This is a genomic window from Rhodococcus aetherivorans, from assembly GCF_025722975.1.
Classification (GTDB): domain Bacteria; phylum Actinomycetota; class Actinomycetes; order Mycobacteriales; family Mycobacteriaceae; genus Rhodococcus; species Rhodococcus aetherivorans.
Map to the genome: position 1 here is coordinate 2,523,081 of NZ_CP106982.1, position 24,535 is coordinate 2,547,615.

At 73.0% G+C, this 24,535-nt stretch carries 24 protein-coding genes; 18 read left to right on the plus strand and 6 right to left on the minus strand.

Annotated elements, in window-relative coordinates:
- Positions 1-54 precede the first annotated feature (54 nt).
- From OCS65_RS11435 to OCS65_RS11465, 7 genes are all read left to right on the plus strand, one after another.
- A complete protein-coding gene (locus tag OCS65_RS11435; protein WP_202917709.1) occupies positions 55-1,257 on the plus strand; it encodes a 5-(carboxyamino)imidazole ribonucleotide synthase in 1,203 nt (400 codons plus the stop codon).
- A complete protein-coding gene (purE, locus tag OCS65_RS11440; RefSeq protein ID WP_006939559.1) occupies positions 1,250-1,753 on the plus strand; it encodes a 5-(carboxyamino)imidazole ribonucleotide mutase in 504 nt (167 codons plus the stop codon). Before OCS65_RS11435 ends, purE begins: the two co-directional genes overlap by 8 nt.
- Positions 1,754-1,763: 10 nt before the next feature.
- On the plus strand, positions 1,764-2,945 hold the full coding sequence (locus OCS65_RS11445) for a sensor histidine kinase (RefSeq protein WP_065922395.1): 1,182 nt from the start codon (positions 1,764-1,766) through the stop codon (positions 2,943-2,945).
- 13 nt (positions 2,946-2,958) lie between these two features.
- Positions 2,959-3,681 (plus strand): response regulator, encoded by a 723-nt coding sequence (locus OCS65_RS11450; protein ID WP_029544636.1) that lies wholly within the window; start codon positions 2,959-2,961, stop codon positions 3,679-3,681.
- Positions 3,682-3,823: 142 nt separating this feature from the next.
- Positions 3,824-4,588, plus strand: coding sequence for an ABC transporter ATP-binding protein (locus OCS65_RS11455; protein WP_029544634.1), 765 nt, complete (start codon positions 3,824-3,826; stop codon positions 4,586-4,588).
- Positions 4,588-7,056 carry an ABC transporter permease gene (locus OCS65_RS11460; protein WP_263510188.1) on the plus strand — a complete coding sequence of 823 codons (2,469 nt, stop codon included), beginning with the start codon at positions 4,588-4,590 and terminating at the stop codon, positions 7,054-7,056. The genes OCS65_RS11455 and OCS65_RS11460 overlap by 1 nt, the downstream gene beginning before the upstream one ends.
- A gap of 10 nt (positions 7,057-7,066) precedes the next feature.
- On the plus strand, positions 7,067-7,453 hold the full coding sequence (locus tag OCS65_RS11465) for a hypothetical protein (protein ID WP_373566440.1): 387 nt from the start codon (positions 7,067-7,069) through the stop codon (positions 7,451-7,453).
- Between the two features lie 12 nt (positions 7,454-7,465).
- Here OCS65_RS11465 and OCS65_RS11470 read toward each other — a convergent pair whose 3' ends face one another.
- Both OCS65_RS11470 and OCS65_RS11475 read right to left on the minus strand, forming a co-directional pair.
- Positions 7,466-8,173, minus strand: a complete 708-nt coding sequence (locus OCS65_RS11470) for a TIGR03089 family protein (RefSeq protein ID WP_043801451.1) — start codon at positions 8,171-8,173, stop codon at positions 7,466-7,468.
- A 14-nt stretch (positions 8,174-8,187) separates the two neighbouring features.
- On the minus strand, positions 8,188-9,723 hold the full coding sequence (locus OCS65_RS11475; protein WP_081637050.1) for an LCP family protein: 1,536 nt from the start codon (positions 9,721-9,723) through the stop codon (positions 8,188-8,190).
- Positions 9,724-9,924: 201 nt separating this feature from the next.
- Here OCS65_RS11475 and rfbD point away from each other — a divergent pair, with 201 nt between their 5' ends.
- Genes rfbD through OCS65_RS11495 form a run of 4 tightly spaced genes read left to right on the plus strand, consistent with a single transcriptional unit; the run spans position 9,925 to position 13,583 of the window.
- Positions 9,925-10,785: a dTDP-4-dehydrorhamnose reductase gene (rfbD, locus tag OCS65_RS11480; protein WP_029544624.1), complete on the plus strand. Its 861-nt coding sequence runs from the start codon at positions 9,925-9,927 to the stop codon at positions 10,783-10,785.
- Positions 10,786-10,821: 36 nt separating this feature from the next.
- The gene (locus OCS65_RS11485) at positions 10,822-11,727 is read left to right on the plus strand and encodes a glycosyltransferase family 2 protein (RefSeq protein WP_029544622.1); all 906 of its coding nucleotides are present in this window, start codon (positions 10,822-10,824) and stop codon (positions 11,725-11,727) included.
- Positions 11,724-12,809 carry a mannose-1-phosphate guanylyltransferase gene (gene manB, locus OCS65_RS11490; protein ID WP_006942634.1) on the plus strand — a complete coding sequence of 362 codons (1,086 nt, stop codon included), beginning with the start codon at positions 11,724-11,726 and terminating at the stop codon, positions 12,807-12,809. Before OCS65_RS11485 ends, manB begins: the two co-directional genes overlap by 4 nt.
- An 18-nt stretch (positions 12,810-12,827) precedes the next feature.
- Positions 12,828-13,583: an SGNH/GDSL hydrolase family protein gene (locus tag OCS65_RS11495; protein ID WP_006942636.1), complete on the plus strand. Its 756-nt coding sequence runs from the start codon at positions 12,828-12,830 to the stop codon at positions 13,581-13,583.
- On the opposite strand, the gene OCS65_RS11500 is transcribed toward OCS65_RS11495, so the two are convergent.
- From OCS65_RS11500 to cofD, 3 genes are read right to left on the minus strand one after another with little or no spacing between them, the layout of a single operon-like run.
- Positions 13,580-14,191 (minus strand): NUDIX hydrolase, encoded by a 612-nt coding sequence (locus OCS65_RS11500; RefSeq protein ID WP_065922399.1) that lies wholly within the window; start codon positions 14,189-14,191, stop codon positions 13,580-13,582. The two genes, OCS65_RS11495 and OCS65_RS11500, sit on opposite strands and share 4 nt — an antisense overlap.
- A 1-nt stretch (position 14,192) precedes the next feature.
- Positions 14,193-15,569 (minus strand): coenzyme F420-0:L-glutamate ligase, encoded by a 1,377-nt coding sequence (locus OCS65_RS11505; protein WP_263510369.1) that lies wholly within the window; start codon positions 15,567-15,569, stop codon positions 14,193-14,195.
- Between the two features lie 2 nt (positions 15,570-15,571).
- Positions 15,572-16,561: a 2-phospho-L-lactate transferase gene (cofD, locus tag OCS65_RS11510; RefSeq protein ID WP_029544620.1), complete on the minus strand. Its 990-nt coding sequence runs from the start codon at positions 16,559-16,561 to the stop codon at positions 15,572-15,574.
- Between the two features lie 403 nt (positions 16,562-16,964).
- Between cofD and OCS65_RS11515 the strand changes: the two genes are divergently transcribed.
- Positions 16,965-17,228, plus strand: coding sequence for a WhiB family transcriptional regulator (locus tag OCS65_RS11515; protein ID WP_170914112.1), 264 nt, complete (start codon positions 16,965-16,967; stop codon positions 17,226-17,228).
- Between the two features lie 5 nt (positions 17,229-17,233).
- On the opposite strand, the gene OCS65_RS11520 is transcribed toward OCS65_RS11515, so the two are convergent.
- The gene (locus OCS65_RS11520) at positions 17,234-17,728 is read right to left on the minus strand and encodes a metallopeptidase family protein (RefSeq protein WP_037201001.1); all 495 of its coding nucleotides are present in this window, start codon (positions 17,726-17,728) and stop codon (positions 17,234-17,236) included.
- A gap of 88 nt (positions 17,729-17,816) precedes the next feature.
- Between OCS65_RS11520 and OCS65_RS11525 the strand changes: the two genes are divergently transcribed.
- The 6 genes from OCS65_RS11525 (at position 17,817) to OCS65_RS11550 (ending at position 24,493) form a co-directional block, all read left to right on the plus strand.
- Positions 17,817-18,212, plus strand: a complete 396-nt coding sequence (locus tag OCS65_RS11525) for a DUF3499 domain-containing protein (protein ID WP_170914101.1) — start codon at positions 17,817-17,819, stop codon at positions 18,210-18,212.
- A gap of 71 nt (positions 18,213-18,283) precedes the next feature.
- Positions 18,284-19,651 carry a phosphomannomutase/phosphoglucomutase gene (locus OCS65_RS11530; RefSeq protein WP_065922401.1) on the plus strand — a complete coding sequence of 456 codons (1,368 nt, stop codon included), beginning with the start codon at positions 18,284-18,286 and terminating at the stop codon, positions 19,649-19,651.
- An 82-nt stretch (positions 19,652-19,733) separates the two neighbouring features.
- The gene (locus OCS65_RS11535; protein ID WP_043802402.1) at positions 19,734-20,819 is read left to right on the plus strand and encodes a hypothetical protein; all 1,086 of its coding nucleotides are present in this window, start codon (positions 19,734-19,736) and stop codon (positions 20,817-20,819) included.
- Positions 20,819-22,090: a mannose-6-phosphate isomerase, class I gene (gene manA, locus OCS65_RS11540; RefSeq protein ID WP_231772682.1), complete on the plus strand. Its 1,272-nt coding sequence runs from the start codon at positions 20,819-20,821 to the stop codon at positions 22,088-22,090. The genes OCS65_RS11535 and manA overlap by 1 nt, the downstream gene beginning before the upstream one ends.
- A 209-nt stretch (positions 22,091-22,299) precedes the next feature.
- Positions 22,300-23,784, plus strand: a complete 1,485-nt coding sequence (locus tag OCS65_RS11545; protein ID WP_006942659.1) for an amino acid permease — start codon at positions 22,300-22,302, stop codon at positions 23,782-23,784.
- 46 nt (positions 23,785-23,830) lie between these two features.
- Positions 23,831-24,493 carry a TetR/AcrR family transcriptional regulator gene (locus OCS65_RS11550; protein ID WP_029544617.1) on the plus strand — a complete coding sequence of 221 codons (663 nt, stop codon included), beginning with the start codon at positions 23,831-23,833 and terminating at the stop codon, positions 24,491-24,493.
- Positions 24,494-24,535: the final 42 nt, after the last annotated feature.

Genomic DNA, 24,535 nt, shown 5'->3' on the forward strand with positions numbered 1-24,535 from the left:
GCCTCCGCGGCCGGCGACGCCCCTTCGCACCCTCCCCGCACGCTGCCCACCGGTATGCCGGTCGTCGCGATGGTCGGCGGCGGCCAGCTCGCCCGGATGACCCACCAGGCCGCGATCGCGCTCGGCCAGACCCTGCGGGTGCTGGCCGCGAGCCCGGACGATCCGGCCGCGCGGGTCAGCCCCGACGTGGTGCTCGGCAGCCACACCGATCTCGACGCGTTGCGCAGTGCCGCGACCGGCGTCCACGCCTTGACCTTCGACCACGAGCACGTGCCCACCGAGCATCTCGAGGTGCTCCAGCGCGAGGGCGTCAGCGTGCAGCCGCCGCCGCAGGCCCTGATCTACGCGCAGGACAAGCTCGCGATGCGCCGGCGCCTCGCGGAGCTCGGTGCCCCGGTGCCGCCGTTCACCGAGCTCACCTCGGTCGACGACCTCACCGCGTTCGGCGACGAGCACGGGTGGCCCGTCGTGATCAAGTCGGCGCGCGGCGGCTACGACGGTCGCGGTGTGTGGATCACCGACGACGTGGACGAGGCGCAGCGGATCGTCGCCGAGCAGCTCGCGGCCGGGGTGCCGCTCATCGCCGAGGAGAAGGTCTCGTGGCGGCGGGAGCTGTCCGCGATGGTCGCGCGCTCGCCGTTCGGGCAGGGCGCGAGCTGGCCCGTGGTCGAGACCGTGCAGTTGAACGGGCAGTGCGCCGTCGTCATCGCGCCCGCCCCGAACCTGCGGGCCGACATCGAGGCCGGCGCCGAGCAGCTGGCCCTGCGCATCGCCGCCGAGCTCGGTGTGGTCGGAGTCATGGCGGTCGAACTGTTCGAGACCGAGACCGGCGAGCTGATCGTCAACGAGCTCGCGATGCGGCCGCACAACTCCGGGCACTGGGGCATGGACGGCGCCCGCACCGGGCAGTTCGAGCAGCACCTGCGCGCGGTGCTGGACTACCCGCTCGGCGACACGTCACCGATCGCCCCGGTGACGGTGATGGCGAACGTCCTCGGCGCCCCCGAGGCGCCCGCGATGAGCATGGACGAGCGGCTGCACCACCTGTTCGCCCGGATGCCCGACGTGCGTGTGCACCTCTACGGCAAGGGCGAGCGCAAGGACCGCAAGATCGGGCACGTCAACGTGCTCGGGGACGCGTCCGGGTCGATCGACGACCCGCAGTACGTGGCGGCGGTGCGCGAACGCGCGGAACGCGCGGCGCACTGGCTCTCGCACGGAGTGTGGACCGACGGATGGGATTCTCACGGTGACTGACGGAGCACAGGTCGGCCTGATCATGGGCAGCGACTCGGACTGGCCGACGATGGAGGCCGCCGCCGAGGCGCTCGTCGAGTTCGGCATCCGCTTCGAGGTGGGGGTCGTCTCGGCCCACCGCACCCCGCAGCGCATGCTCGACTACGCCCGCGACGCCGCCGGACGCGGCATCAAGGTGATCATCGCCGGCGCCGGTGGTGCCGCCCACCTTCCGGGCATGGTCGCCTCCGCGACCCCGCTCCCGGTGATCGGCGTGCCCGTCCCCCTGAAGTACCTCGACGGCATGGACTCGCTGCTGTCGATCGTGCAGATGCCTGCCGGGGTGCCTGTCGCGACCGTCTCCATCGGCGGCGCCCGCAACGCCGGCCTGCTCGCCGCCCGTATCCTCGGCGCGGCCGACCCCGCGCTGCGGGGCCGGATGGAGCAGTTCCAGGCGGGCCTCGAGCAGATGGTGCTCGAGAAGGACGACGCGTTGCGGCGGAAGCTGCTGGGCTGACGGCCGCGCCGTGCCCGCCCCCACTCGCCTCGAGCGGTGGTACCGGTGGAGCGGCACCCACACCGGCACCATCGACGCGGTCCTGGCCGCTCTGCTGACCGCCTTCGGGTTGCTCGTCGTCGCCACCTCCGAGCCCGGCTGGTGGGACGCGGTCCTCGTGCTCGTCCTGAGCGTGCCGCTGGCGTGGCGGCGCACCCGGGTGGTGCCGGCCACGGCCGTGGTCGCCGCCGCCGCGTTCGTGCACCTGGCGACCGTGCCGACGGTCAGCCCCGTCGCCCCGGTGGCCGTCCCGGCGGCGGTCTACGCCCTCGCCGCCTACGGCCCGCGGTGGGCGAGCACCCTCGGCCTCGCCGCGGCGGTCGCCGGCGGTGCCCTCGCGGGCATCCGCTACCTCGGGAACATCGAAGACCGCTCCGCCCTCGGCATGGCCGTGTCCGCGGTGTTCGTGGTCGTATTCCTCGCCGGGGCATGGGCGTTCGGGCGTATCCGGAATCTGCGCCTGGAGGAGATGGCGAACCTCAGCGAGCGCAACCGCCTTCTCGAACTCGAACGGGAGAAGGAGACCGAGCTCGCCGCGCTCGGCGAGCGCACCCGCATAGCCCGGGAGATGCACGACATCGTCGCGCATTCGCTGACCGTCGTGATCGCCCAGGCCGACGGTGGCCGGTACGCCGCCCCGCAGCACCCCGAGGAGGCCGTGTCCGCGCTGACGGCCATCGCCGACACCGGCCGGCGCGCGTTGAGCGACATGCGCTCGCTGCTGGCGGTGCTGCGCGAGGACGGACCCCGCGAGTTCCGCGTCGCACCCGGGCCGGACGACCTCGACGAGCTGATCGCCGATCTGCGGGGCGGCGGGCTCGACGTCGAGTTCACGGTCACCGGTCCGCGGCGCGACCTGCCCGCGGGCACGGGCCTGACCGTGTACCGCATCGTGCAGGAGGCGCTGACCAACGTGCTGCGGCACGCCGGCCCCCGCGCCCACGCCCGTGTCCGCCTCGCATGGCTGCCCGAACGCGTGGAGGTGGAGATCGTCGACAACGGTCGCGGCGCGGCGGCCCTCGTCGAGCCCCGCCCGGGCGGGCAGGGACTTATCGGCATGGCGGAACGCGCCCGGCTGCACGGCGGCGCCGTGTCCGCCGGTCCGGCGCCGGGCGGCGGCTACCGTGTCCATGCGCTGCTTCCGTACCACTGAGAGGAGAGAGACCGTGCCGGACTCGGGCCCGGAGCCGAGACCCGTCCGGGTCGGTCTCGTCGACGATCAGCACCTCGTGCGGGCCGGCTTCCGGATGGTGCTCGACTCGCAACCGGACCTGACGGTGGTCGCCGAGGCGGCGGACGGGCACGCCGCCCTCGACGCGCTCGCACGGGCCGAGACGGACGTGGTGCTGATGGACGTGCAGATGCCCGGCCTGGACGGGATCGAGACCACCCGCCGGCTGCTCACCCGCCCGCACGCGCCGAAGGTGGTGATGCTCACCACCTTCGACACCGAGGAGTACGTCGTCTCCGCGCTCGGCGCGGGCGCGAGCGGGTTCCTGCTCAAGGACGCGCCGCCGGAGGATCTGCTCGCCGCGGTCCGCACGGTGCACCGCGGCGACGCGGTGATCGCGCCCCGCGCCACCCGCCGTCTGCTGCGGCACGTCGGTCCGCTGCTCGGGGGCGACGGCGCGCCCGATCGTCGTCCGGCCGTGCGGGTTCCGCCGGAGTTGACCCCGCGTGAGCTCGAGGTGCTCGTCGCGATGGCGCACGGCCTCACCAACGCCGAACTCGCCGAACGCTTCGTGCTGTCGGAAGCCACCGTGAAAACGCATGTGGGGAGGGTGCTTTCGAAGACAGCGTCGCGGGACCGCGTGCAGGCGGTGCTGTTCGCGTTCCGTGCGGGACTGGTCCGGCCGGAGGATCTGCTCGGCGCGGCGGACGGACCGTGAACCTGCGGGCGCACGGCTGCGCGGCTCCGGCCGTCCGCCCGTCGTGGTCGCGGCCGGTCATACCACGGTAGGACCCGCGGCGGACGGAAGATCCGCCCGCGCTCCGATGTGCCGGTGCGGCGCGGTTCCTAGCGTCGACGGCATGGACGACAACGATGTGGGAACCGCCGCCGTGCGTGCGGAAGAGCTGGTGAAGGTGTACGGCCGGGGCGACGCCGAGGTGCGTGCGCTCGACGGGGTGAGCGTGGCCTTCGAGAAGGGAGCCTTCACGGCGATCATGGGGCCGTCGGGATCCGGGAAGTCCACCCTCATGCACTGTCTCGCCGGGTTGGACACCGCGACCTCGGGGCGGATCTTCCTGGGGGACGACGAGATCAGCGGGGCAGGGGACCGGCGGCTGACCGAACTACGGCGCGACCGCATCGGATTCGTCTTCCAGGCGTTCAACCTGCTGCCCGTGCTCACGGCCGAGGAGAACATGCTGCTGCCGATGCGGCTGGCCGGGCGGCGATCGAGCGACGAATGGCGCGACCACGTCGTCACCCGCCTCGGCCTCGACGGGCGGCTGCGGCACCTGCCGCACGAACTGTCCGGCGGCCAGCAGCAGCGGGTCGCCGTCGCGCGGGCCCTGCTGCCCCAACCCGATGTGGTCTTCGCCGACGAACCGACCGGGAACCTCGACTCCCGCTCCGGGGCGGAGGTGCTCGGCCTGCTGCGGGCGAGCGTGCGCGAGACCGGTCAGACCGTCGTCATGGTCACCCACGACCCGGTGGCCGCGTCCTACGCCGACCGCGTCGTGCTGCTCGCGGACGGCCGGCCCGCCGGCGAGATCGCCGCGCCCACGCCCGACACCGTCCTCGACACGATGCGCCGCCTCGGCACCGCCGCGCTCCAGGAGGTGCGCTGATGCGACGGCTGGCGCTCGCCCAGGCCCGGGCACACGCCGGCCGGTACCTCTCCTCGGTCCTCGCCGTCCTCGTCGCGGTCGCCTACGTCGTGACCACTCTCGTCCTCGGAGACACGGTGCGCGCCGGGGTGACCGATTCGCTCGCGGCCCAGTACCGCGGCACCGACGCCGTCGTCACCGCGCCCGAGTCGCCGCCGGCGCCCGTCGAGCGGCCGCAGGAGCTCGCGGCCCGGGTGGCCGCGGTGCCCGGCGTGAGCGCCGTCGCGGTGGACCTGACCGCGCCGGTGCGCTACACCGGTCCCGAGGGTGTGCCCTCGTACGCCGACGTCACCTCCGTCGGGGGCGACGAGGCCCTGCGCTGGCAGCGGCTGGCCGACGGCCGATGGCCCGCCGCCGATTCCGAGATCGCGGTCGGTTCGACCACCGGTGTGCCGCTCGGCACGGTCCTGACCGTGACGGATGCCGAGGGCGGCGAGCCCGCGACCGTGACGGTGGTCGGGCAGGTCGATCTGGCCGGAACCCCGCAGGCCGCGGACGCGGCGGTGTTCGGGACCGGAGCGCAGGTCGACCGATGGGCCGGCGGCGCACCGGGGTGGGAACTGCGCCTGGCGGGGGACGGCACCGTCACCGCCGCCGACCTCGTCGACCGGGTGTCCGAGGCGCTGCCCGGATGGACCGTCCGGACCGGCGCCGAACGGTCCGCCGCAGTGGCCGCGCGCTACTTCGGCGACGCCGACCTGCTGCGCAACGTGCTGCTCGCGTTCGGGGCGATCGCCGTCGTGGTGTCCGCGCTCGTGATCGCCAACACCTTCGCGGTCGTGCTCGCCGCCCGCACCCGGGAACTGGCCCTCATGCGCTGCGTCGGGGTCACCGCCGCACAGGTACGGCGCAGTGTCCTGCTCGAGGCGCTGCTCGTCGGCGCCGTGGCCTCGGTTGCGGGCGTCCTCGCCGGAATCGGGCTCGCCGCGGCGGTGGTCGCGGCGGCCCGGGCGTGGGACGCACCGCTGCCCATCGGGTCGCTCGCGGTCGGGCCCCTCACCGTCGTCGTCGGCCTACTCGTCGGCATCGTCGTGACGGTCCTGGCCGCCACCGGCCCCGGACGGGCCGCCACCCGCGTCGCGCCGCTGGCCGCGCTCCATCCGATGGAGAGCACGCCGGAGCCGGCACGGTCGTCCTGGTTGCGCCGCATCGTCGCGACGGTCGGCCTCGTCGCCGGGGCCCTGCTGCTGACCGCGGGCGTCCTGGGAGTCAACGTCCTCGTCGCGTGTGCGGGCGGGCTGCTCGCATTCGTCGGATTCCTCGCCGCGACCCGGCGCATCGTCCCGGCGGTCGTGCAGGGTGCGGGGCGTGCCCTGGCGCGGATCGGCGGGCCCGTGGGCGAGCTCGCCGCCGGCAACGCGGGCCGCAATCCGCGCCGCACCGCCGCCACGGCAACCGCGCTGATCCTCGGCGTCACCCTCACCGCGACGATCGTCGTGGGCGTGGCCACGGTGAAGGCGAGCGCGCCCGCGGCCATCGACGGCCAGTTCCCCGTCGACGTGACCGTCACGGCCGCCGGCGACGAGGGCCTTCCGGCGGGCCTCGGCGAACGCCTGCACACGATCGACGGGGTCGCGGAGACCGCGGACCTGCAGGCGGTCACCCTCGCCGTCGGCGGAGTGGACCTGCGCGTGCTCGGCGTGGATCGGGTCGACGTCGGCCGCACCCTGCGCACCGACATCACGCTGCCGGGACCGGGGGAGATCGCCCTGTCGCCCGACGAGCGTGCCGGACGCGGCGTGTCCGCGGGTTCCCGGCTCGACGTCGCCGGAGAGCGGGGGCGTCGGACCCTCACCGTGGTCGACGGCACCGAGGGCGCCCCGGCCCTCGTCGATGACGCCGACCTGCCCGCGCTGACCGGGGCGACGCGCACCGAGGCGGTGTGGCTGCGGCTGGCCGACATCGACGACGACGCGGCGATCGCCGCCGCGCAGCGCGCCGTCACGAGCGCCGCGGCCGAGGCCGCCCCGGGCAGCGAGGTCGGCGGCGCCGTCGCGATGCGCCGCACCATCGAGCAGGTGCTCGACACGATGCTGCTCGTGGTGGGCGGCCTCCTGTCGGTCGCCGTGCTCATCGCCCTGATCGGCGTCGGCAACACCATGGCCCTGTCGGTGCTCGAGCGGCGCCGGGAAACGGGACTGCTGCGGGCCGTCGGGCTCGGCCGCGGCGGCATCCGGTCGCTGCTCGTGCAGGAGGCGCTGCTCGTGGCAGGGGTGGCCTCGGGCCTCGGCGTCGCGCTCGGACTGATCCTCGGTGTCGCCGGGACCGCGTCGGTGTTCGGCGTGGACAAGCTCGTCCTGCCGTCGGTGCCGTGGCTGCAGCTGCTGGGGATCGTCGTCGCCGGCGGCGTGGCCGGTGTGGTCGCGGCGCTGCTTCCGGCGCGGCGCGCGGCGGCGGTGTCGCCGGTGGAGGCACTGTCGGCCGGATAGGCTCGGGCCCGTGAGCCCCCGCGACGCGCGTGCCGACCTGCAACGGTCGCGCGCGTCGCGGGGCGACGCGCAGGCCCGGGCGGTGACGGCCCTGGCCCTGCTGTGGGCTCGGGGATGGGGCGGCCGCGTCGGCTTCGACGACGAGTTCGGACTCTACGTGTGCACCGGGATGCGCAGCGGCTACGCCCGCTCGGGCACGACGATCGGCGGGGTGTTCCTCACCGGCCGGACACCGTCGCGCCGGATCCTGCGGCACGAGGCGGTCCACGCCGATCAGTGGGCGCGGTACGGGGCGGGATTCGCCGTCCGCTACGTGTGGGAGGAGCTGCGCCACCCGGGTGCTCGCAACCGGTTCGAGATCGAGGCCGGCCTCGCCGACGGCGGCTACGTCGCCTGAGCCTGCCGCGCGTCAGCCGTTCAGCCGGGCGGTGACCTTCTCGCTCTCGACCCGTCGGTCGGTGGCGGCGGGATCCGGGTTGCTCACCTGCACCAGCGACGCGCCGACGGCGAGGACGGCGAGCAGGCCGTCGATCAGCGCCTGCGGGGTGCCCCAGTCGCGGCTCGACAGCACCCGGTCCGCGCCGGTGATGCCGGCGGCCGCGGCCGCGTCCCGGGCCGCCGCGATCACCTCGCCGGCCGTCCGTCCGTCGAGCACCGGTCCGCCGTCCCCGGCGGAGCGGAACTGGTCACCGTGCACCCGCACGTGCGTCGCGTAGTCGGTGACCCCCACCGGCAGGTCCGGCACGGGCCGGCCGAACGCGTCGAGCGAGAGGACGGCGACCTCGGCGACGTCCGCGACATCGTCGAGACGGTCCGCGCTGACCAGCGCGAGGTCCGCGTCGTCGGGTTCGAGCACCACCTCGGCGCCGGCCCACCATGCGCCGAGCAGGACCGCGGCACTCTGCCAGTGAGCCGGGAGCAGGACGGCCACCCGGCCGCCGGGCAGCAGACCGAACTCGTCGCGCACCATGTTCGCCGTCTTGGCGGCCCAGTTCGCCAGGGTGACCGCGGACAGCTCGATCCGGGCGCCGGACGCGTCGTCGTACCACGTGATGCGGGGGCCGGCCGGGTCGGCGGCCAGGATCGGATCGAGCAGGGTGTCGGTCAGGGTGGTCACAGCTTCCTCGTTCCTCAGTTCACGCAGCGGGGGCCGGCGGAGCCGGCGTCGATCGGCGGGGCGGCCGGGACGGACGTCGGGGTGGCCCCGGCGCTCACGAGATCCGATCCGGAGGCCACGGAGGTGACGTTCGCATCCGTGCCCGGCCCCGCGTAGTCCGCGGTGAGCACCACCCGCACCGTGTCGGCGTCGAGCGACGGGTCGGCGGCGGTGGCCAGGCCGCCGAGCGCCTCCGCGACGGCACGCGCCTGGTCGGACTCGGGGTCGGCGGCGAAGACCGTCGACTCGTCCACCGCGCGGCCGGTGTGGTTGCCGACGCCGCCCTCGACGAAGCCGTCGCCGACGAGCACGGCCGCGACGCGGGAGGCCAGGCCGCCGACACCACCGGCGTTGGCGACGTCCACCGTGATCGTGCCGGCATCGACCTCCGGTGCCGCGCTCGTCGTCGGCTGCGACCCGTCGTCGCCGGAGCCGGGATCGACGAGGTCGGCGACGAAGCGGCGCACCTCCTCCGGATCCACCTGCACCACCGATTCGCCGTAGTCGGTCATCGCGTTGAGGTCCTGGACGGGGATCGTGGAGAACTGCACGGCGCCGCCGGCGAGGTCCTGCATCCGGGTCGCCAGGTCGAGGATGTCCCAGTCGGAGTCCAGGACCACCGACCTCTGCACGGCCGCGCTGAGCTGGTTCAGCTTGGACGGGTTGCTCAGCGTCTTCGCGCTGAGCACCTTCTGTACGAGTGAGGCCATGAACACCTGCTGGCGCACGATTCGGTCCAGGTCGCCGCGCGGCAGGTCGTGGCGCTGCCGGACGAAGCTCAGGGCGTCCGCGCCGTCGAGGGTCTGCTCGCCGGCGGGGAAGTTCGCCCCGGACAGCGGCTCGTCGACGGGGTTGTTCAGGCACACGTCGACGCCGCCGACGGCATCGGTGAGCAGCACGAACCCGAGCAGGCCGACCTCGGCGTAGTGGTCGACGGTGACGCCGGTCAGGTCGGCGACCGACTCGACCAGTGCCTCCCGGCCCGCCTGCGTGGCCGCCTTCTCGGCGGCCGCATCGGACTCGCCGGCCTCGACGAGCCGCAGCCGCTCGGTCTCCTTGGTGGCGCCGAACGCGGCGTTGATCTTCGACATCCCGATGTCGGGCACCTCGACGTAGGTGTCGCGTGGGATGGAGATGGCGGTGGCCGAGGTGCCGTCGAGCGGCACCCGGACCAGGATGATCGTGTCGGTGTTGTTGGCCACTTCCTCGCCGGCCCGCAGCGCGTCGAGTTCGCGCTGGGACAGCGGATTGCCGTGCGCGTCGGTGCGGCTGTCGGTGCCCACCAGGAGGATGTCGAGGGCGCCGTCCCGGCCGTCGCCCAGGGTGAGCCCGCCCACCGTGGCGAGCGACGAGCGCAGCGAATCGATGCCGCGCCATGCGACGCCGGTGACGACCAGGGTGAGCGCCGCGGCGACGCTGACGGCGATCCGCAGCGGGCGGCCGCGGAAGACCCCCGATCCTCCCCCCGCGTCGCGCGCCGGCACTCGGCGTGTGGGCGGCTCTGGCGGCACCTGGCGGTCCTCTCGTCGGGCGTCGGCGGTCGCACCCAGGCTACTGCCGAGACCGCGGCCCTTGTGGCACCCGCCGCGGCGTGCCCGGCTCGTACCGGGTGACAGCCGCGACGGCTACCGGGTGACAGCCGCGACGGCTACCGGGTGACAGCCGCGACGGCTACCGGGTGACAGCCGCCCCGGCGTGCCAGACTCGTGCCCGTGCAGACCGTTCTCGTCACCGGAGCCCGCGGACAGCTGGGCCGTCACCTGCTCACCCGCGGCGCCGCGGCCGGCCTCCCGATCCGGGGCGTCGGCGCGGAGGAGGCGGACATCACCGATCCGGATGCCGTCGCCGCGCTCGTCGAACCGGGCGCCGTCGTGCTCAACTGCGCCGCCTACACCGCCGTCGACGCGGCCGAGACCCATGTGGAGGACGCCGCCGCGGTCAACGAGTGGGGACCGGCCCATCTGGCCGCCGCGTGCGCCGCCGCCGGAGCGCACCTGATCCACGTGTCCACCGACTACGTGTTCGCCGGCGACGGGGACCGCCCGTACCGGGTCGGCGATCCGACCGGGCCTCGGACCGTCTACGGCCGGACCAAGCTCGCGGGGGAGCGCGCGGTGCTCGACCGGTTGCCGACCGCCCACGTGGTGCGCACCGCGTGGCTCTACACCGGCGAGGGCAACGACTTCGTCGCGACGATGCTGCGGCTCGAACGCGAACGCGACACCGTGCGCGTCGTCGACGATCAGGTCGGCTGCCCCACCTACGCCGCCGATCTCGCCGACGGCCTCCTCGAACTCGCCACCCGCGCCGGTGCGGTGCCCGGCGGGGTCCTGCACGCGACGAACTCCGGGCAGGCCAGCTGGTTCGACCTCGCCCGTGCGGTGTTCGCCGAGGCGGGCGCCGACCCGGGCCGCGTGCAGCCCTGCGGCAGCGACGAGTTCGTGCGGCCCGCGCCCCGCCCGGCGTACTCCGTCCTCGACGGCAGCGCGTGGGCGGCGGCCGGGCTGACGCCGCTCCGGCCGTGGCGGCCTGCGCTGCACGCCGCGATCGGCGCCCTGCGGGCCAGGGCGTGATTCGGCGGGACCGCGCCCGGCGGCTAAGGTGACGGCGTGAGTTCGAAGCTGACCGTGGTGACGGTGACCTACTCGCCCGGTGAGCATCTGGAGCACTTCCTGACCTCGCTGACCGGCGCGACGAACCTGCCCACCCGTGTGATCCTGGCGGACAACGGGTCCACCGACGGCGCCCCCGAAGACGCCGCGGCCCGGCACCCGAACGTGCGGCTGCTGCACACCGGCGGCAACATCGGCTACGGCGGGGCCGTCAACCGGGCCGTCGCGGAGGTCGATCCGGCGGAGGAGTTCGTCGTCGTCGCCAATCCCGATGTGCGCTGGGGACCCGGGTCGCTGGACCGGCTGCTCGAGGCGGCGCGTCGCTGGCCGCGCGCGGCGTCCCTCGGCCCGCTGATCTACGAACCCGACGGCACCGTCTATCCGTCGGCGCGCTCGGTGCCCGGGCTGGTCTCCGGCGCCGGGCACGCGCTGCTCGGCACGGTGTGGCCGAAGAACCCGTGGACGCAGCGGTACCGGCAGGAGAACGAGACCGTTTCCGAACGCCCCGTGGGTTGGCTGTCCGGGTCGTGCCTGCTGGTGCGGCGGGCGGCGTTCGACGCGGTCGACGGCTTCGACTCGCGCTACTTCATGTACATGGAGGACGTCGATCTCGGCGACCGGTTCGGCCGGGCGGGCTGGCTCAACGTGTACGTGCCCTCGGCAGAGGTCACCCACGCGAAGGGGCACGCCGCAGGACGGCATCCCGAACTCATGCTGCCGGCCCACCACGACAGCGCGTACCGGTTCCAGGCGGACCGGCACCCGCATCCGTGGCAGGCGCCGCTGCGGTGGGCGCTGCGGGCCGGGCTCGCCGCCCGGTCGAGGATGTCGGTGGCCGCGGCGGCACGCGAACGGGCGCGGGCGGCCGAGGCGGGCAACACCACGGAACAGGGGACACGATGACGAACGATGCTGCGCCGCACACCGATGCGGTGATCCTGGTGGGCGGGCAGGGGACCCGGCTGCGGCCGCTGACCCTGTCCGCGCCGAAGCCGATGCTGCCCACCGCCGGCGTGCCGTTCCTGACGCACCTGCTCACGCGCATCCGTGCGGCCGGCATCAAGCACGTGGTGCTCGGAACATCCTTCAAGGCGGAGGTGTTCGAGGACTACTTCGGTGACGGCTCGGAACTGGGTCTCGAGATCGAGTACGTCACCGAGGCGGAGCCGCTGGGCACCGGCGGCGGCATCCGCAACGTGCTGCCCAGGCTGCGCGCCGACAACGTCATGGTCTTCAACGGTGACGTCCTCGGCGGCACGGATCTCGGTGCGGTGCTCGACACGCACCTGCGCACCGACGCCGACGTGACGCTGCACCTGGTGCGCGTGGGCGACCCCCGCGCGTTCGGGTGCGTGCCCACCGACGAGGAGGGCCGGGTCACCGCGTTCCTGGAGAAGACGCAGGATCCGCCGACGGACCAGATCAACGCCGGCTGTTACGTCTTCAAGCGCGAGATCATCGAGTCGATCCCCGAGGGTCGTCCGGTCTCCGTGGAACGTGAGGTCTTTCCGTCCCTGCTGGCGGAGGGCAAGCGCGTGTACGGGCACGTCGACGCCGCCTACTGGCGGGACATGGGCACGCCGGAGGACTTCGTGCGCGGCTCGGCAGACCTGGTGCGCGGCATCGCACCGTCGCCCGCGCTCGGTGGGCAGCGCGGCGAATCCCTCGTCCATCCCGGTGCCTCCGTCGCGCCCGGTGCCCTGCTGATCGGCGGCACCGTCGTCGGCCGCGGCGCCGAGATCGGCGCCGGCGCACGCCTGGACGGCGCGGTGATCTTCGACGGCGCGAGGGTGGAGGCCGGTGCGGTGATCGAGCGGTCCATCATCGGATTCGGGGTCCGGGTCGGTCCCCGCGCCCTGATCCGCGACGGGGTGATCGGCGACGGCGCCGACATCGGGGCGCGCTGCGAGCTGCTGCGCGGCGCCCGGGTCTGGCCCGGTGTGCAGATCCCCGACGGGGGGATCCGTTTCAGCACCGACGTGTGAGCACGGGGGGGTCCACGAATGAAGTTCGAACGGTATGTGGCGCTGGGTGATTCGTTCACCGAAGGCGTCGGGGACCCGGATCCGGCCCGGCCCAACGGGTTGCGTGGCTGGGCGGACCTCGTCGCCGAGGAGCTCGCCCGCGACAACCCCGGGTTCGGGTATGCGAACCTCGCCGTGCGCGGACGGCTGCTGCGCCCGATCCTCGACGAGCAGCTCGACGCGGCGATCGCGATGCGACCCGACCTGGTGACGATCTACGCCGGTGGCAACAACCTCATGCGCCCGAAGCTTGACCTCGACGCGTTGGCGGCCGAGTACGACGACGCGATCGGCAAGCTTGCCGCCACGGGTGCGCGAGTGCTCGTGTGGACGGCCTACGACGGCAGCTGGGCGCCGGTGTTCGGGGTGCTGCGCGGCCGCTGGGCCGTCTACAACGAGCTGGTCCGGGCGATCGCCGACCGCCACGGTGCGGCGATCGTCGACTTCTGGCGGTTCGACGAGTACCGCGACCTGCGGATGTGGGATTTCGACCGGCTCCACATGTCGCCGGCCGGGCACCGGAACATGGCGATCCGCGTGCTCGATCTCCTCGGTGTGTCGCACACGCTCACCCCGGCCGAATTCGATGCCGCGCCGGTGGTCTCGGCGGCGAAGCGGGCCGAGGACCGCCGGTGGGCACGCGAATTCCTGATTCCCTGGGTCGGGCGGCGCCTGCGCGGCACCTCCTCGGGCGACGGCATCGAACCGAAACGCCCCACGCTGCAGCCGGTCTAACGGCCCGCCCCGGTGCGCACGGCGGGGCCCGCCCCGGTGCGTACGGCGGGGCCCGCCCCGGTGCGTGCGGCGGCGAGGCCGAGCAGGTGCCCGAGGGTGTCGTGCTCGGCCTCCGGCGGCAGCGCGTCGACCGGCCACCAGCGCAGGTCGGTCGATTCCGCGCTGCGGACGGGCACGGCCCCGGGCGGCGCGACGACGAGGAACCGCAGGTCCAGGTGCCGGGTCGGGCGGCCCAGCGAGCAGGTGATCGGATGGGTGTGCGCCGAGAGCAGTTCCGGATCGATGACCAGGTTCTCGATGCCGGACTCCTCGGTCGCCTCCCGCAGCGCCGCCCCGACGACCGTCTCGTCGGATTCCTCGCAGTGCCCGCCGAGCTGGATCCACCGCCCCACCCGGGGATGCAGGGTGAGCAGCACGTGCCGGCGGTCGGCGTCGAGCACGAGCGACGACGCCGTGACGTGCCCGGGCACGTGCCTGCGGAGGCACCCCTCGGGCGCGGCGTCGAGGAACGCGAGCATGGTGTGCCGCAGCGACTCCGCATCCACCGAGTCGGTCCGCCAGTTCTGCAGCCGGTCGACGGCCGAGGCGTGCAGCGTGGACGCGGTCACCTCAAAGCTCCAGCAGCAGGTCGCCGGCCGCGGGGGCGACGCGCGGCGTCGCCGGCTCGAGGGGGTGCCCGACCGCGATCGCGCCGAGCGGCGACCAGTCCCCGGGCAGGCCGAGTTCACGCCGCACGACGTCCGGGGCGAAGATCGTCGACCCGATCCAGCAGCTGCCGAGCCCGCGCACGGCGAGCGAGACCAGCAACCCCTGCACGGCAGCGCCGGCGGCGACGGTGAACATCGTGGCCTCGGCAGCGGTGCGGCGGGCGTCGGGGTAGCTGTGTGCGCCGTCGGGAACCCAGAACGGGATCATCATTTCGGGGGCGCCGTAGAGGATGGCGCCGCGGCCGACCCGGCGGTCGATCGCCGCCGGGTCGAGCCCGTCGCCGGCGAGGTCGGCGGCCCAGCGTTCGCGCATGCGGTCGAGCAGCCGCCGGCGGACCTGCTCGGTGCGGACCCAGACGAACCGCACCGGGTGGGTGTGGTGCGGCGCCGGAGCGGTGAGCGCCTCGGCGACCGCGTCCCGCAGATCCTCGGGATCGACCGGTTCCGAGGAGAATTCGCGCACCGACCGGCGCAACAGCAGCGCCTCACGGCGGCCCTGCTCGAGTGCCTCGGCGGTGCCGAGCCAGAACAGGTCGTCCTCCCCGCCGCGGATCAGTTCCTGTGCGGTGGAACCGTTGTCGGGCAGGTCGAGACCGCGGACCACCGCGACCGGTACCCCGCCCAGCTTGCCCTTGACGAGGTCGCCCGCGGCGGCGATCTCGTCGGCGACGGCGACGGAGGTGACGAACAGCTCGTTGCCCTGCGCGTCCCGGGATCCGGCATATTCGTGCAGGACCGGGATCCCGGCCGCACCGATCGCGGCGTCGGTCTGGCCGACGCGCCAGGCCCGGCCCATCGTGTCGGTGACGACCACCGCGACCGTCACGCCGAGCAGGGTCCCCAGGCGCTCCCGCAGCGCCGCGGCGCTCGCGTCCGGGTCCTCGGGCAGCAGGGCGAGCTCGGACGCGGCGACGTTGGAGCCGTCGATCCCGGAGGCTGCCTGCACGATCCCGAGCCGGTTCTCGGTGATGAGGGTGCGGCCCTTGCGGGCGAGCACGCGTACGGCCTCCTGGTCGACGAGGCGGCGCCGGAGCGTGTCGCGGGCCTCGGGATCGGTGGGGGCGTCGACGATGCGGCCCTCGACCTTGGAGAAGACCTTGCTGGTGACGACGAGGACGTCCCCGTCGGCGAGCCAGGGTGCGGCGGTGGCCACTGCGGCGGCGAGGTCGTCGCCGGGCCGGAACTCGGGCAGGCCCGGCACCGGGAGGATCTCGATCGGCCGTCCGGGGGAGTGGTCGCGCACTCCGGCGGCGGTCCCGGTGGCCGTGTCGGTGGGCATGGTCACGGGGTCACTCCTGCCAGTTCTAATGCGGCGCGAGCCATCTCGGCTGTCGCGTCCGGATCGGTCATGAGCAGCGGCACGCTGCGCACCTCGACGCCGGGCACATCGGCGGTGTCGGTGGAGTGGATCAGCCACCCGTCGAGCAGGCCCGCGCCGCTGCGGGCGCCGTAGTGCCGCCCGACGCCCTGGGCGGTCGACTCGACGCCGATCACGTCGAGGCAGGCATCGGCCATGCCGCGCAACGGCTTTCCGTCGATCACCGGCGAGAGGCCGACGATCTTCGCGGACGTGGTGCGCAGCGCGCCGCGCAGGCCGGGGATCGCGAGGAGCGCGCCGATGCTCACCACCGGGTTCGACGGGGCGAGGATCACCACGTCCGCCGATTCGATCGCCGCGAGCACTCCGGGAGCGGGGGCGGCCTTCTCGGCGCCGATGTGCGCGAAGCTGTGCGTGGGGACCTGCGCGCGGTGCCGGACCCACCATTCCTCGAAGTGCACGGCGCGCTGCTCGCCGTCGGCCGGATCGGTGATGACCACGTGGGTCTCGCTGCGGTCGTCGGAGACCGGGAGCAGGGTGACGCCGGGCTTCCACCGGTCGCACAGGGCCTCGGTCACGGCCGAGAGCGGGTATCCGGCGCTCAGCAACTGGGTGCGCAGCAGGTGGGTCGCGATGTCGCGGTCGCCGAGACCGAACCAGTCGGGTGTGGCGCCGTAGGCCGCCAGCTCCTCCTTCGCGTGCCAGGTCTCGTCGGCCCGGCCCCATCCGCGTTCGGTGTCGATCCCGCCGCCGAGGGTGTACATGCACGTGTCCAGGTCGGGGCAGATCCGCAGCCCGTGCATCCAGACGTCGTCGCCGATGTTGACGATCGCGGTGACCCGGTGTGCGGCGTCGGGGTCGAGGTCGCGGCCGGGTTCGATGCCGAGGAGCCGGCGCACGCCGGTGAGAAAACGCGCACCTCCGACGCCGCCGACCAATACAGTCACGTTCACAGGGCAAGCCTAGGCGGTGCGCCGGGTGGGCTGCCGGGGTGCCTGCGCGCCCGGGCGGCGGGTGCGCACCGGCACGGTGGAGAACCCCGGATGGTAAGGCAGCGGCGCCGCTCGGCTTGACCGCGACACGCCCCACGTGTCTAATCACATAAGTGTCATTTCCAGTGAACCGGGGCCGAGATCGGTTGTGGTGAACTGCATTCGAACGCATGTTCGACCGGGGATGGCGCGGAGTGGGCCGGTTTCGACGAGAGTTGCAGCGCTGCAGGTGAGGAGGCGAACGATGGCCGACGAGCGCGAATGGTTCGAGAGCTCTCGGATCGACACTGCAGGCATCGACACTGCAGGCGAGGACGTTCGGGACGACATCGACGGCATCGGGGGGGACGCGCCCGCGCGACCCGTGCTCAGCCTGATCGATGGTTTCGGCGACCCGTCCGACGGTGGCGACGAACAGTGGCAGGAACGCGCGCTGTGCGCGCAGACGGACCCCGAGGCGTTCTTCCCCGAGAAGGGCGGATCGACCCGGGAGGCGAAGCGGATCTGCTTGGGCTGCGAGGTCCGGGACGAGTGTCTCGAATACGCGCTGGCCAACGACGAGCGCTTCGGCATCTGGGGCGGTCTGTCGGAGCGGGAGCGCCGGCGCCTCAAGCGCGGCATCGTCTGAGGACGTCAGTCCTCGTCGAAGCCGCCGAGCTCGGGGTCGATGACCTCGGGTTCCACGCCGAGGTAGGTGGCGACCTGGTGCACGAGCACGTCGTGGACCAGATCGGTGAGATCCTCGGGATCCTTCGCCCGCAGTTCGAGCGGGCGGCGGAAGAGCACGATCCGGGCCCGCGTCGCGGCGCCGCGGCGGTCGATCCCCGCGGGCACGAGTCGCGACAGCGGCACCGGACCGTCCGCGACCACCTCCGACGGCCAGTTCACCGAGTCGGGGTCGAGGGCGCGGATCTTGGGCACCTCGTCGACGGCGATATCGAGCTTGGTCAGCCGGTCGTGCCACTGCGCGTCGATCGGGGCGAACGCCCCCAGCACGAGCAGGTCGAACTTCTCCGCCCGTGAGCGCCACGCCGGCAACTCGTGCGGGAACAACGGCCCGCGCACGCCGCGGCCGCGTCGCGCGACCGAGCGGGACGTCACGGGGCGGGAACGGCGCGATCGGTGCATGCTCTGGACAGTACGACACGAAAATCCGTACCGGGTTCTCCGGTGTGTCCGGATAGTCCCCGGGCGGACGGCGCGCTACTCTCCGACTGTGAGATCACTGCGTCGATGCTGCCGGCCTGGGTGCAAGAACCCTGCTGTTGCGACGCTGACCTACGTGTACTCGGACTCCACCGCGGTCGTCGGTCCGCTGGCGACGGTCGCCGAGCCGCACTCGTGGGATCTGTGCGAATCGCACGGCTCGCGGATCACCGCGCCGAAGGGGTGGGAGCTGGTCCGGTACGAGGGTGCCTTCACCACCGGCACTCCGGACGAGGACGACCTGACCGCCCTGGCCGAAGCGGTGCGTGAGGCCGGTCTCGGCGAGCGTGCCCGAACCGACTCCGACGACACCGATTCCGGTGTCCCCACGGCGCTGGCCGCGCCGCCCACGGCCCGCACCGGCCGCCGTGGCCACCTGCGCGTGTTGCCCGATCCCACGTCCTGATCGTCGCCCACTAGGCTGACCGTGCCCGCCGCGGAGGCGGCGGTGCCAGTCGACGATCAGGAGCAGCAACAGTGGCGAGATCTGCCGAGTCCGTGTCCGCCGTGGTCAAGGCATACGACGTGCGTGGCGTGGTGGGAGAACAGCTCGATGCGGGGTTCGTCCGTGATGTCGGAGCCTCCTTCGCTCGCCTGATGCGCGACGGCGGCGCCACCCGCATCGTGATCGGCCACGACATGCGCGAATCGTCCCCGCAGCTGTCGCAGGCCTTCGCCGCCGGCGTCACCGCCCAGGGACTCGACGTCGTGCACATCGGACTCGCCTCCACCGACCAGCTGTACTTCGCCTCCGGCATCCTCGAGGCCCCCGGCGCCATGTTCACCGCGAGCCACAACCCGGCGCGCTACAACGGCATCAAGCTGTGCCGGGCCGGGGCGAAGCCGGTCGGGCAGGAGACCGGCCTCGCCACCATCGCCGCCGAACTCGTCGCCGGCGTCCCGGACTTCGACGGCGCCCCCGGCACCGTCTCCGAACGGGACGTGCTCGCCGACTACGCCGCGTTCGTCCGCTCGCGGGTGGAACTGTCGGCGATGCGCCCGCTGAAGGTCGCCGTCGACGCCGGCAACGGCATGGGCGGGCACACGGTGCCGGCGGTGTTCGGCGCGCTCCCGATCGACCTCGTGCCGCTGTACTTCGAACTCGACGGCACCTTCCCCAACCACGAGGCCAACCCGCTCGATCCCGCCAACCTGGTGGACCTGCAGAAGCTCGTGCGCGAATCCGGTGCCGACCTCGGACTCGCCTTCGACGGCGACGCCGACCGCTGCTTCGTCGTCGACGAGCGCGGCGAGCCGGTCACTCCGTCGGCGGTCACCGCGCTGGTGGCCGCGCGGGAACTCGCCAAGGAACCCGGGTCGACGATCATCCACAACCTCATCACCTCGCGCGCCGTGCCGGAACTGGTCGCCGAACTCGGCGGCAAGCCCGTCCGCACCCGCGTCGGGCACTCGTTCATCAAGCAGCAGATGGCCGAGACCGGGGCCGTGTTCGGGGGGGAGCACTCCGCGCACTACTACTTCCGCGACTTCTGGGGCGCGGACTCGGGCATGCTCGCCGCGCTGCACGTGCTCGCCGCGCTCGCCGGGCAGGACCGGCCGCTGTCCGAGCTGATGGCCGGCTACGACCGGTACGCGGCGTCCGGGGAGATCAACTCCACCGTCGCCGACGCCGCGGAGCGCACCGCCGCCGTGCTCGAGGCATTCGGCGATCGTGCCGAATCGGTCGACCGGCTCGACGGCGTCACCGTCGACCTCGCCGACGGCGCCTGGTTCAACCTGCGCGCCTCCAACACCGAGCCGCTGCTGCGGCTCAACGTCGAGGCCCGCACCGCCGAACAGGTCGACGCGCTGGTGAGGGAAATCCTGGCAATCGTGCGCGCGTGACGGAAGTATCCGTGGCGGGGATAATCGAGTTCCCGGGGCCCGGCGCCGGGACGGTTCGAGTCGGAAGGATGGTGGCGCAGCCATGACGGCTCCCTCTTCGTTCCTCGACTTGGACGACACGGACGCCCTGATCGACGCGGACGTCGACGGGATCCTGCGGTTCGCCGCGCTCGGTGGGGCCCAGATCCGGGCCACCGCCGCGGCCGTCGACGAGCAGATCCTCGACCGCCTGCACGGCCTGCACCCCCGCAGCGTGGTGCTCGTGTGCGGCGACGCGCGCGCCGCGCGCGCGGGCGAGCTGGTCGTCGCGATGCTTGCGGCCCGCTCGGCTGTGCCGCTGGTCACGGCCCCCGTCACGCCGCCGTGGGTCGGCCCGCTCGACGTCGTCGTCGTCGCGGGCGACGACGCGGGCGACCCGCAGCTCGCCGAGTCGGTCGCCGCGGCCCTGCGGCGCGGGGCCGAGGTGGTCGTCGACGCCCCGGACGAGGGGCCGATCCGGGCGGCGACCGCCGGCCGTGCGACGCTGCTGCCCCCGCGGATCCGGGTGCCGGTGGCGTACTCACTCCTGCGGCACCTCGCCGTGTTCCTCGCGGTGGTGGTCGCGATGGAGGCCACCCGCACGGCGGGCGCGGTTCCCCCGCTGGCCGACCTCGCCGATTCGGCGGACGCGGAGGCCGGTCGCGACCAGCCGGGCAGCGAGGTGTTCCACAACCCGGCGAAGGCGCTCGCGGCCCGCATCCAGTCGCGTCGGGTGGCGCTGGCCGGCGACTCCGCGGTGACGGCCGCGCTGGCCCGGCACGCCGGGGAGTCCCTGTTGCAGGTGGCCGGGGTGATCGCGTCGGCGTCGGCGTTGTCGGACGTCCTCGCCGCCCGGGACCGGCTCATCGCGAGGCCGTCGGCGAGCGGGGAACCCTACGATCCGTTCTTCCACGACGAACAGCTCGACGGGCCGGTGCCCGCACCCCCGGCGCGGGTGTTCGTGCTGAGCGTGGAGGAGGATCGGCGGCAGGCGGAGCGGCGCGCGGCAGCGCTGCCGGACATGGAGTTGGTATCGGTGGTGGGGGAGTTCGAGGCGAAGGCGGTGCCGCCGGTGCCGGAGCAGGTGGCGGTGCTGGCCGTGCGATTCGAGATGGCCGCGGCCTATCTGCGGTTGGTCGGTGGTTGCTAGTGCTCCGACTCGAAGGTGCGCTGCGTTCGTATGCCTGGGGTTCGCGCACCGCGATCGCGGCGCTGTGCGGCCGTACCGTGCCGTCCGCACATCCGGAGGCGGAACTGTGGCTCGGTGCGCATCCCGCGGACCCGGCGCGCGTGGTGAGCGCCAACGGCGACAGCCCGGGCGGGAGCGCATCGCTGCTCGACGTGCTCGAGGCCGATCCGGGCGGGCATCTGGGGCCGGCGACACTGAGCCGGTTCGGACCCCGGCTGCCGTTCCTGCTCAAGTTGCTCGCCGCCGAGGAGCCACTGTCGTTGCAGGCCCATCCGAGCGCCGAACAGGCCGCCGAGGGCTTCGCCCGGGAGGAGGCCGCGGGCCTGCCCCTCGAGTCGCCGGTGCGGAACTACCGCGATGCGAGCCACAAGCCCGAACTCGTCGTCGCGCTCACCCGCTTCGAGGCGCTCGCCGGTTTCCGGGATCCGCACCGCACCGTCGAGCTGCTCGGCGCCCTCGAGGTTCCCGAGCTCGACCCGTACATCGGGTTGCTCGCCGGGCAGCCCGACTCGGACGGCCTGCGGGCGCTGTTCACCATCTGGATCACCCTGCCGCAGTCGGTGCTGTCGGCGTTGCTGCCGCGGGTGCTCGACGGCTGCGTGACGTACCTGGCGACGCACAACGGCAACGGCACGGCCTCGTTCGCCGAGGAGGTGCGGACCGTGCTGCAGCTGGCCGAGTTCTACCCGGGCGACGCGGGGGTGCTCGCTGCGGTACTGCTCAACCGGATCACCCTCGAGCCGGGACAGGGCCTGTTCCTCGCCGCCGGGAACCTGCACGCGTACCTGCACGGCATGGCCGTGGAGATCATGGCCAATTCGGACAACGTGCTGCGCGGCGGCCTCACGCCGAAACACGTCGACGTGCCGGAGTTGCTGCGGGTGCTCGATTTCCGTCCCGTGGACGTGCCGATCCTCGAACCGGAGCCGTCCGGGCCGGGCGAGGTGCGCTACCGGACTCCGGCCCCGGAGTTCGCGCTGTCACGCGTCGACGTCGCCGCCGGCTCCGGTGCCGCACCGGACGCCGTCACCCTGCCGCCGTGCGGCCCGCAGATCCTGTTGTGCACCGCCGGGGTGGCCGGGGTGGAATGCGGTGGGCGGAGCCTGCAGCTGTCGGCCGGCCAGGCGGTGTGGCTGTCGGCCTCCGACCCGGCCGTCACGGTGCGGGCGGCCGGAGAGCCGGCGCAACTGTTCCGCGCGCGGTTGGCGGACACCGGCGTTCCCGTGGACTAGCGGAAACACGCTCGTTTCCGATCGATGAGGGGGTGCTGTTCTCCCTCGGCTCGTTGTCCGCGATCGACGACCCGAGGGCCGGGTCGGGGCCGCCGTCCCCGCCGTTCGGCTGATCCACCTCGAGCCCGACCTGTTCCGTACCCCCCGTGGCTTAGGCTTGGGAGGGCGCCACTCCGGGTACTTCCGCTCCGGAGAAAGGGGAGTGCCCGATGACCGAGACCGGCGGCGTATCCCGCAGCGGACTGTTCCGGACCAAGTCGGTGGAGCGATCCATCCTCGACACCGACGAACCGGATTCCCGTCTGCGCAAGGACCTCACAGCGTGGGACCTGATCGTGTTCGGCGTGGCCGTCGTCATCGGCGCCGGCATCTTCACCCTCACGGCCCGGACGGCCGGGAACGTCGCCGGCCCGTCCGTGTCCCTCGCGTTCGTGCTCGCGGCTGTGGCCTGCGCGCTCGCGGCGCTGTGCTACGCCGAGTTCGCGTCGACCGTGCCCGTCGCCGGGAGCGCCTACACCTTCTCCTTCGCGACGTTCGGCGAGTTCGTCGCATGGATCATCGGCTGGGACCTCATCCTCGAGTTCGCTCTCGCCGCCGCCGTGGTCGGCAAGGGCTGGTCGCTGTATCTCGGCGAGGTGCTCGGCGGCCTGTCGCCGGTGGCTTCTCTCGGGCCCGTGAAGGTGGACTGGGGTGCGATCCTGATCGTCGTGGTGATCGGCGTACTCGTAGCCACGGGCACGAAGCTCTCCTCGCGCGTGTCGCTGGTGATCACCTCGATCAAGATCGCCGTCGTCCTGTTCGTTGTCGCGCTCGGCGTCTTCTACATCGACACCGACAACTACACCCCGTACGTCCCGCCGTCGGAATCTGCCTCGACCGGTGAGGGCCTGCGGCAGTCGCTGTTCTCGTTCCTCACCGGGGCCGGGGGCAGCACGTTCGGGTGGTACGGCCTGCTCGCCGCGGCGAGCCTGGTGTTCTTCGCATTCATCGGGTTCGACGTGGTCGCCACCACCGCGGAGGAGACGCGGCATCCCCAGCGGGCCGTGCCCATCGGGATCCTGGGCTCCCTCGCGATCGTCACCGTGCTGTACGTGGCGGTGAGCCTCGTCCTCACCGGGATGGTGAACTACAAGGAACTGGCCGGAGACGAGTCGACGCTCGCGACGGCGTTCGCGCTGAACGGGATGGACTGGGCCAAGAACCTCATCTCGGTCGGTGCCCTCGCCGGCCTGACCACCGTCGTGATGGTCCTGATGCTGGGTCAGACCCGGGTGCTGTTCGCGATGGCACGCGACGGCCTCGTCCCGCGACGGTTGTCGCACACCGGCCGGCACGGTACCCCGGTGCGGACGACCGTGCTGGTGACGGTCGTGGTTGCCGTCCTCGCCGGCCTCATTCCGCTCGGCACCCTCGAGGAGATGGTCAACATCGGGACGCTCTTCGCGTTCGTCCTGGTCTCGATCGGGGTGATCGTGCTGCGCCGGACCCGTCCGGATCTCGAGCGCGGATTCCGGGTGCCCGCGGTGCCGCTCGTGCCGATTCTCGCGGTACTCGCGTGCGTGTGGCTGATGGCCAACCTGTCGGTGGAGACGTGGTTGCGGTTCGTGGTGTGGATGGTGATCGGCGTGGTCGTCTACTTCACCTACAGTCGCCGGCACTCGGTACTGGCGGAACCGGCGGCGCCGCGCCGCTAGCTCCATTCGTGTTGACGGGACCCGCCCCGCGTGAAAACGTCGCGGCATGTCGATCGTGCACGAATCGTCCCCCGCCGGGGAGCCCCCGCGAGCCGGGGAACCCGAGGACCGGCAACGCGTACCGTTCCACGAGGCCAGCCGGATGCTGCTGCGCAACTCGGTGCTCGATGCCATGCGGGACCTGCTCACCGCCCGCGACTGGTCCGCCGTCACCATGACGGACGTCGCCCGGGGCGCCGGTGTGAGCCGGCAGACGCTCTACAACGAGTTCGCCTCGCGGCAGGGCCTGGCCCAGGCGTATGCCCTGCGCCTGGTCGATCAGTTCGTCGACGCCGTCGACGACGCGATCTACAGCCATGTGGGGCAGGCGCGCGACGCCCTCGTCGAGGGGTTCACGTCGTTCTTCGTCGAGAGCAGCGCCGACCCGCTGATCCAGTCGCTGCTGCGCGGCGAGGCCAAGCCCGACCTGTTGCGGTTGATCACCACCGATTCGGCGCCGCTCATCGAGCGGGCCTCCGCCCGGCTGTCGGAAACCTTCCAGCGCAGCTGGGTCCAGGCGTCCGCGTCGGATGCGGGCATCCTCGGCCGCGCGATCGTGCGCATCGCGATGAGCTACATCTCCATGCCGCCCGAGTCCGACCGGGACGTCGCCGCGGACCTGGCGGAGCTGCTCGGGCCGTTCATCGATCGCTCCGCCCGGCACGACTGAGCAGCGAGTTGTATAGCCTGTTGGCAGAACCGACTGACAACA

Excerpts from the sequence above, each read along its gene's own strand:
- OCS65_RS11535 (WP_043802402.1), top strand. The coding sequence starts at position 19,734 with ATGACGGCTCCCTCTTCGTTCCTCGACTTGGACGACACGGACGCCCTG.
- OCS65_RS11545 (WP_006942659.1), top strand. The coding sequence starts at position 22,300 with ATGACCGAGACCGGCGGCGTATCCCGCAGCGGACTGTTCCGGACCAAG.
- OCS65_RS11550 (WP_029544617.1), top strand. The coding sequence starts at position 23,831 with ATGTCGATCGTGCACGAATCGTCCCCCGCCGGGGAGCCCCCGCGAGCC.
- OCS65_RS11505 (WP_263510369.1), bottom strand. The coding sequence starts at position 15,569 with ATGCCCACCGACACGGCCACCGGGACCGCCGCCGGAGTGCGCGACCAC.
- OCS65_RS11495 (WP_006942636.1), top strand. The coding sequence starts at position 12,828 with ATGAAGTTCGAACGGTATGTGGCGCTGGGTGATTCGTTCACCGAAGGC.
- manB (WP_006942634.1), top strand. The coding sequence starts at position 11,724 with ATGACGAACGATGCTGCGCCGCACACCGATGCGGTGATCCTGGTGGGC.
- OCS65_RS11460 (WP_263510188.1), top strand. The coding sequence starts at position 4,588 with ATGCGACGGCTGGCGCTCGCCCAGGCCCGGGCACACGCCGGCCGGTAC.
- OCS65_RS11455 (WP_029544634.1), top strand. The coding sequence starts at position 3,824 with ATGGACGACAACGATGTGGGAACCGCCGCCGTGCGTGCGGAAGAGCTG.
- OCS65_RS11435 (WP_202917709.1), top strand. The coding sequence starts at position 55 with ATGCCGGTCGTCGCGATGGTCGGCGGCGGCCAGCTCGCCCGGATGACC.
- OCS65_RS11520 (WP_037201001.1), bottom strand. The coding sequence starts at position 17,728 with ATGCACCGATCGCGCCGTTCCCGCCCCGTGACGTCCCGCTCGGTCGCG.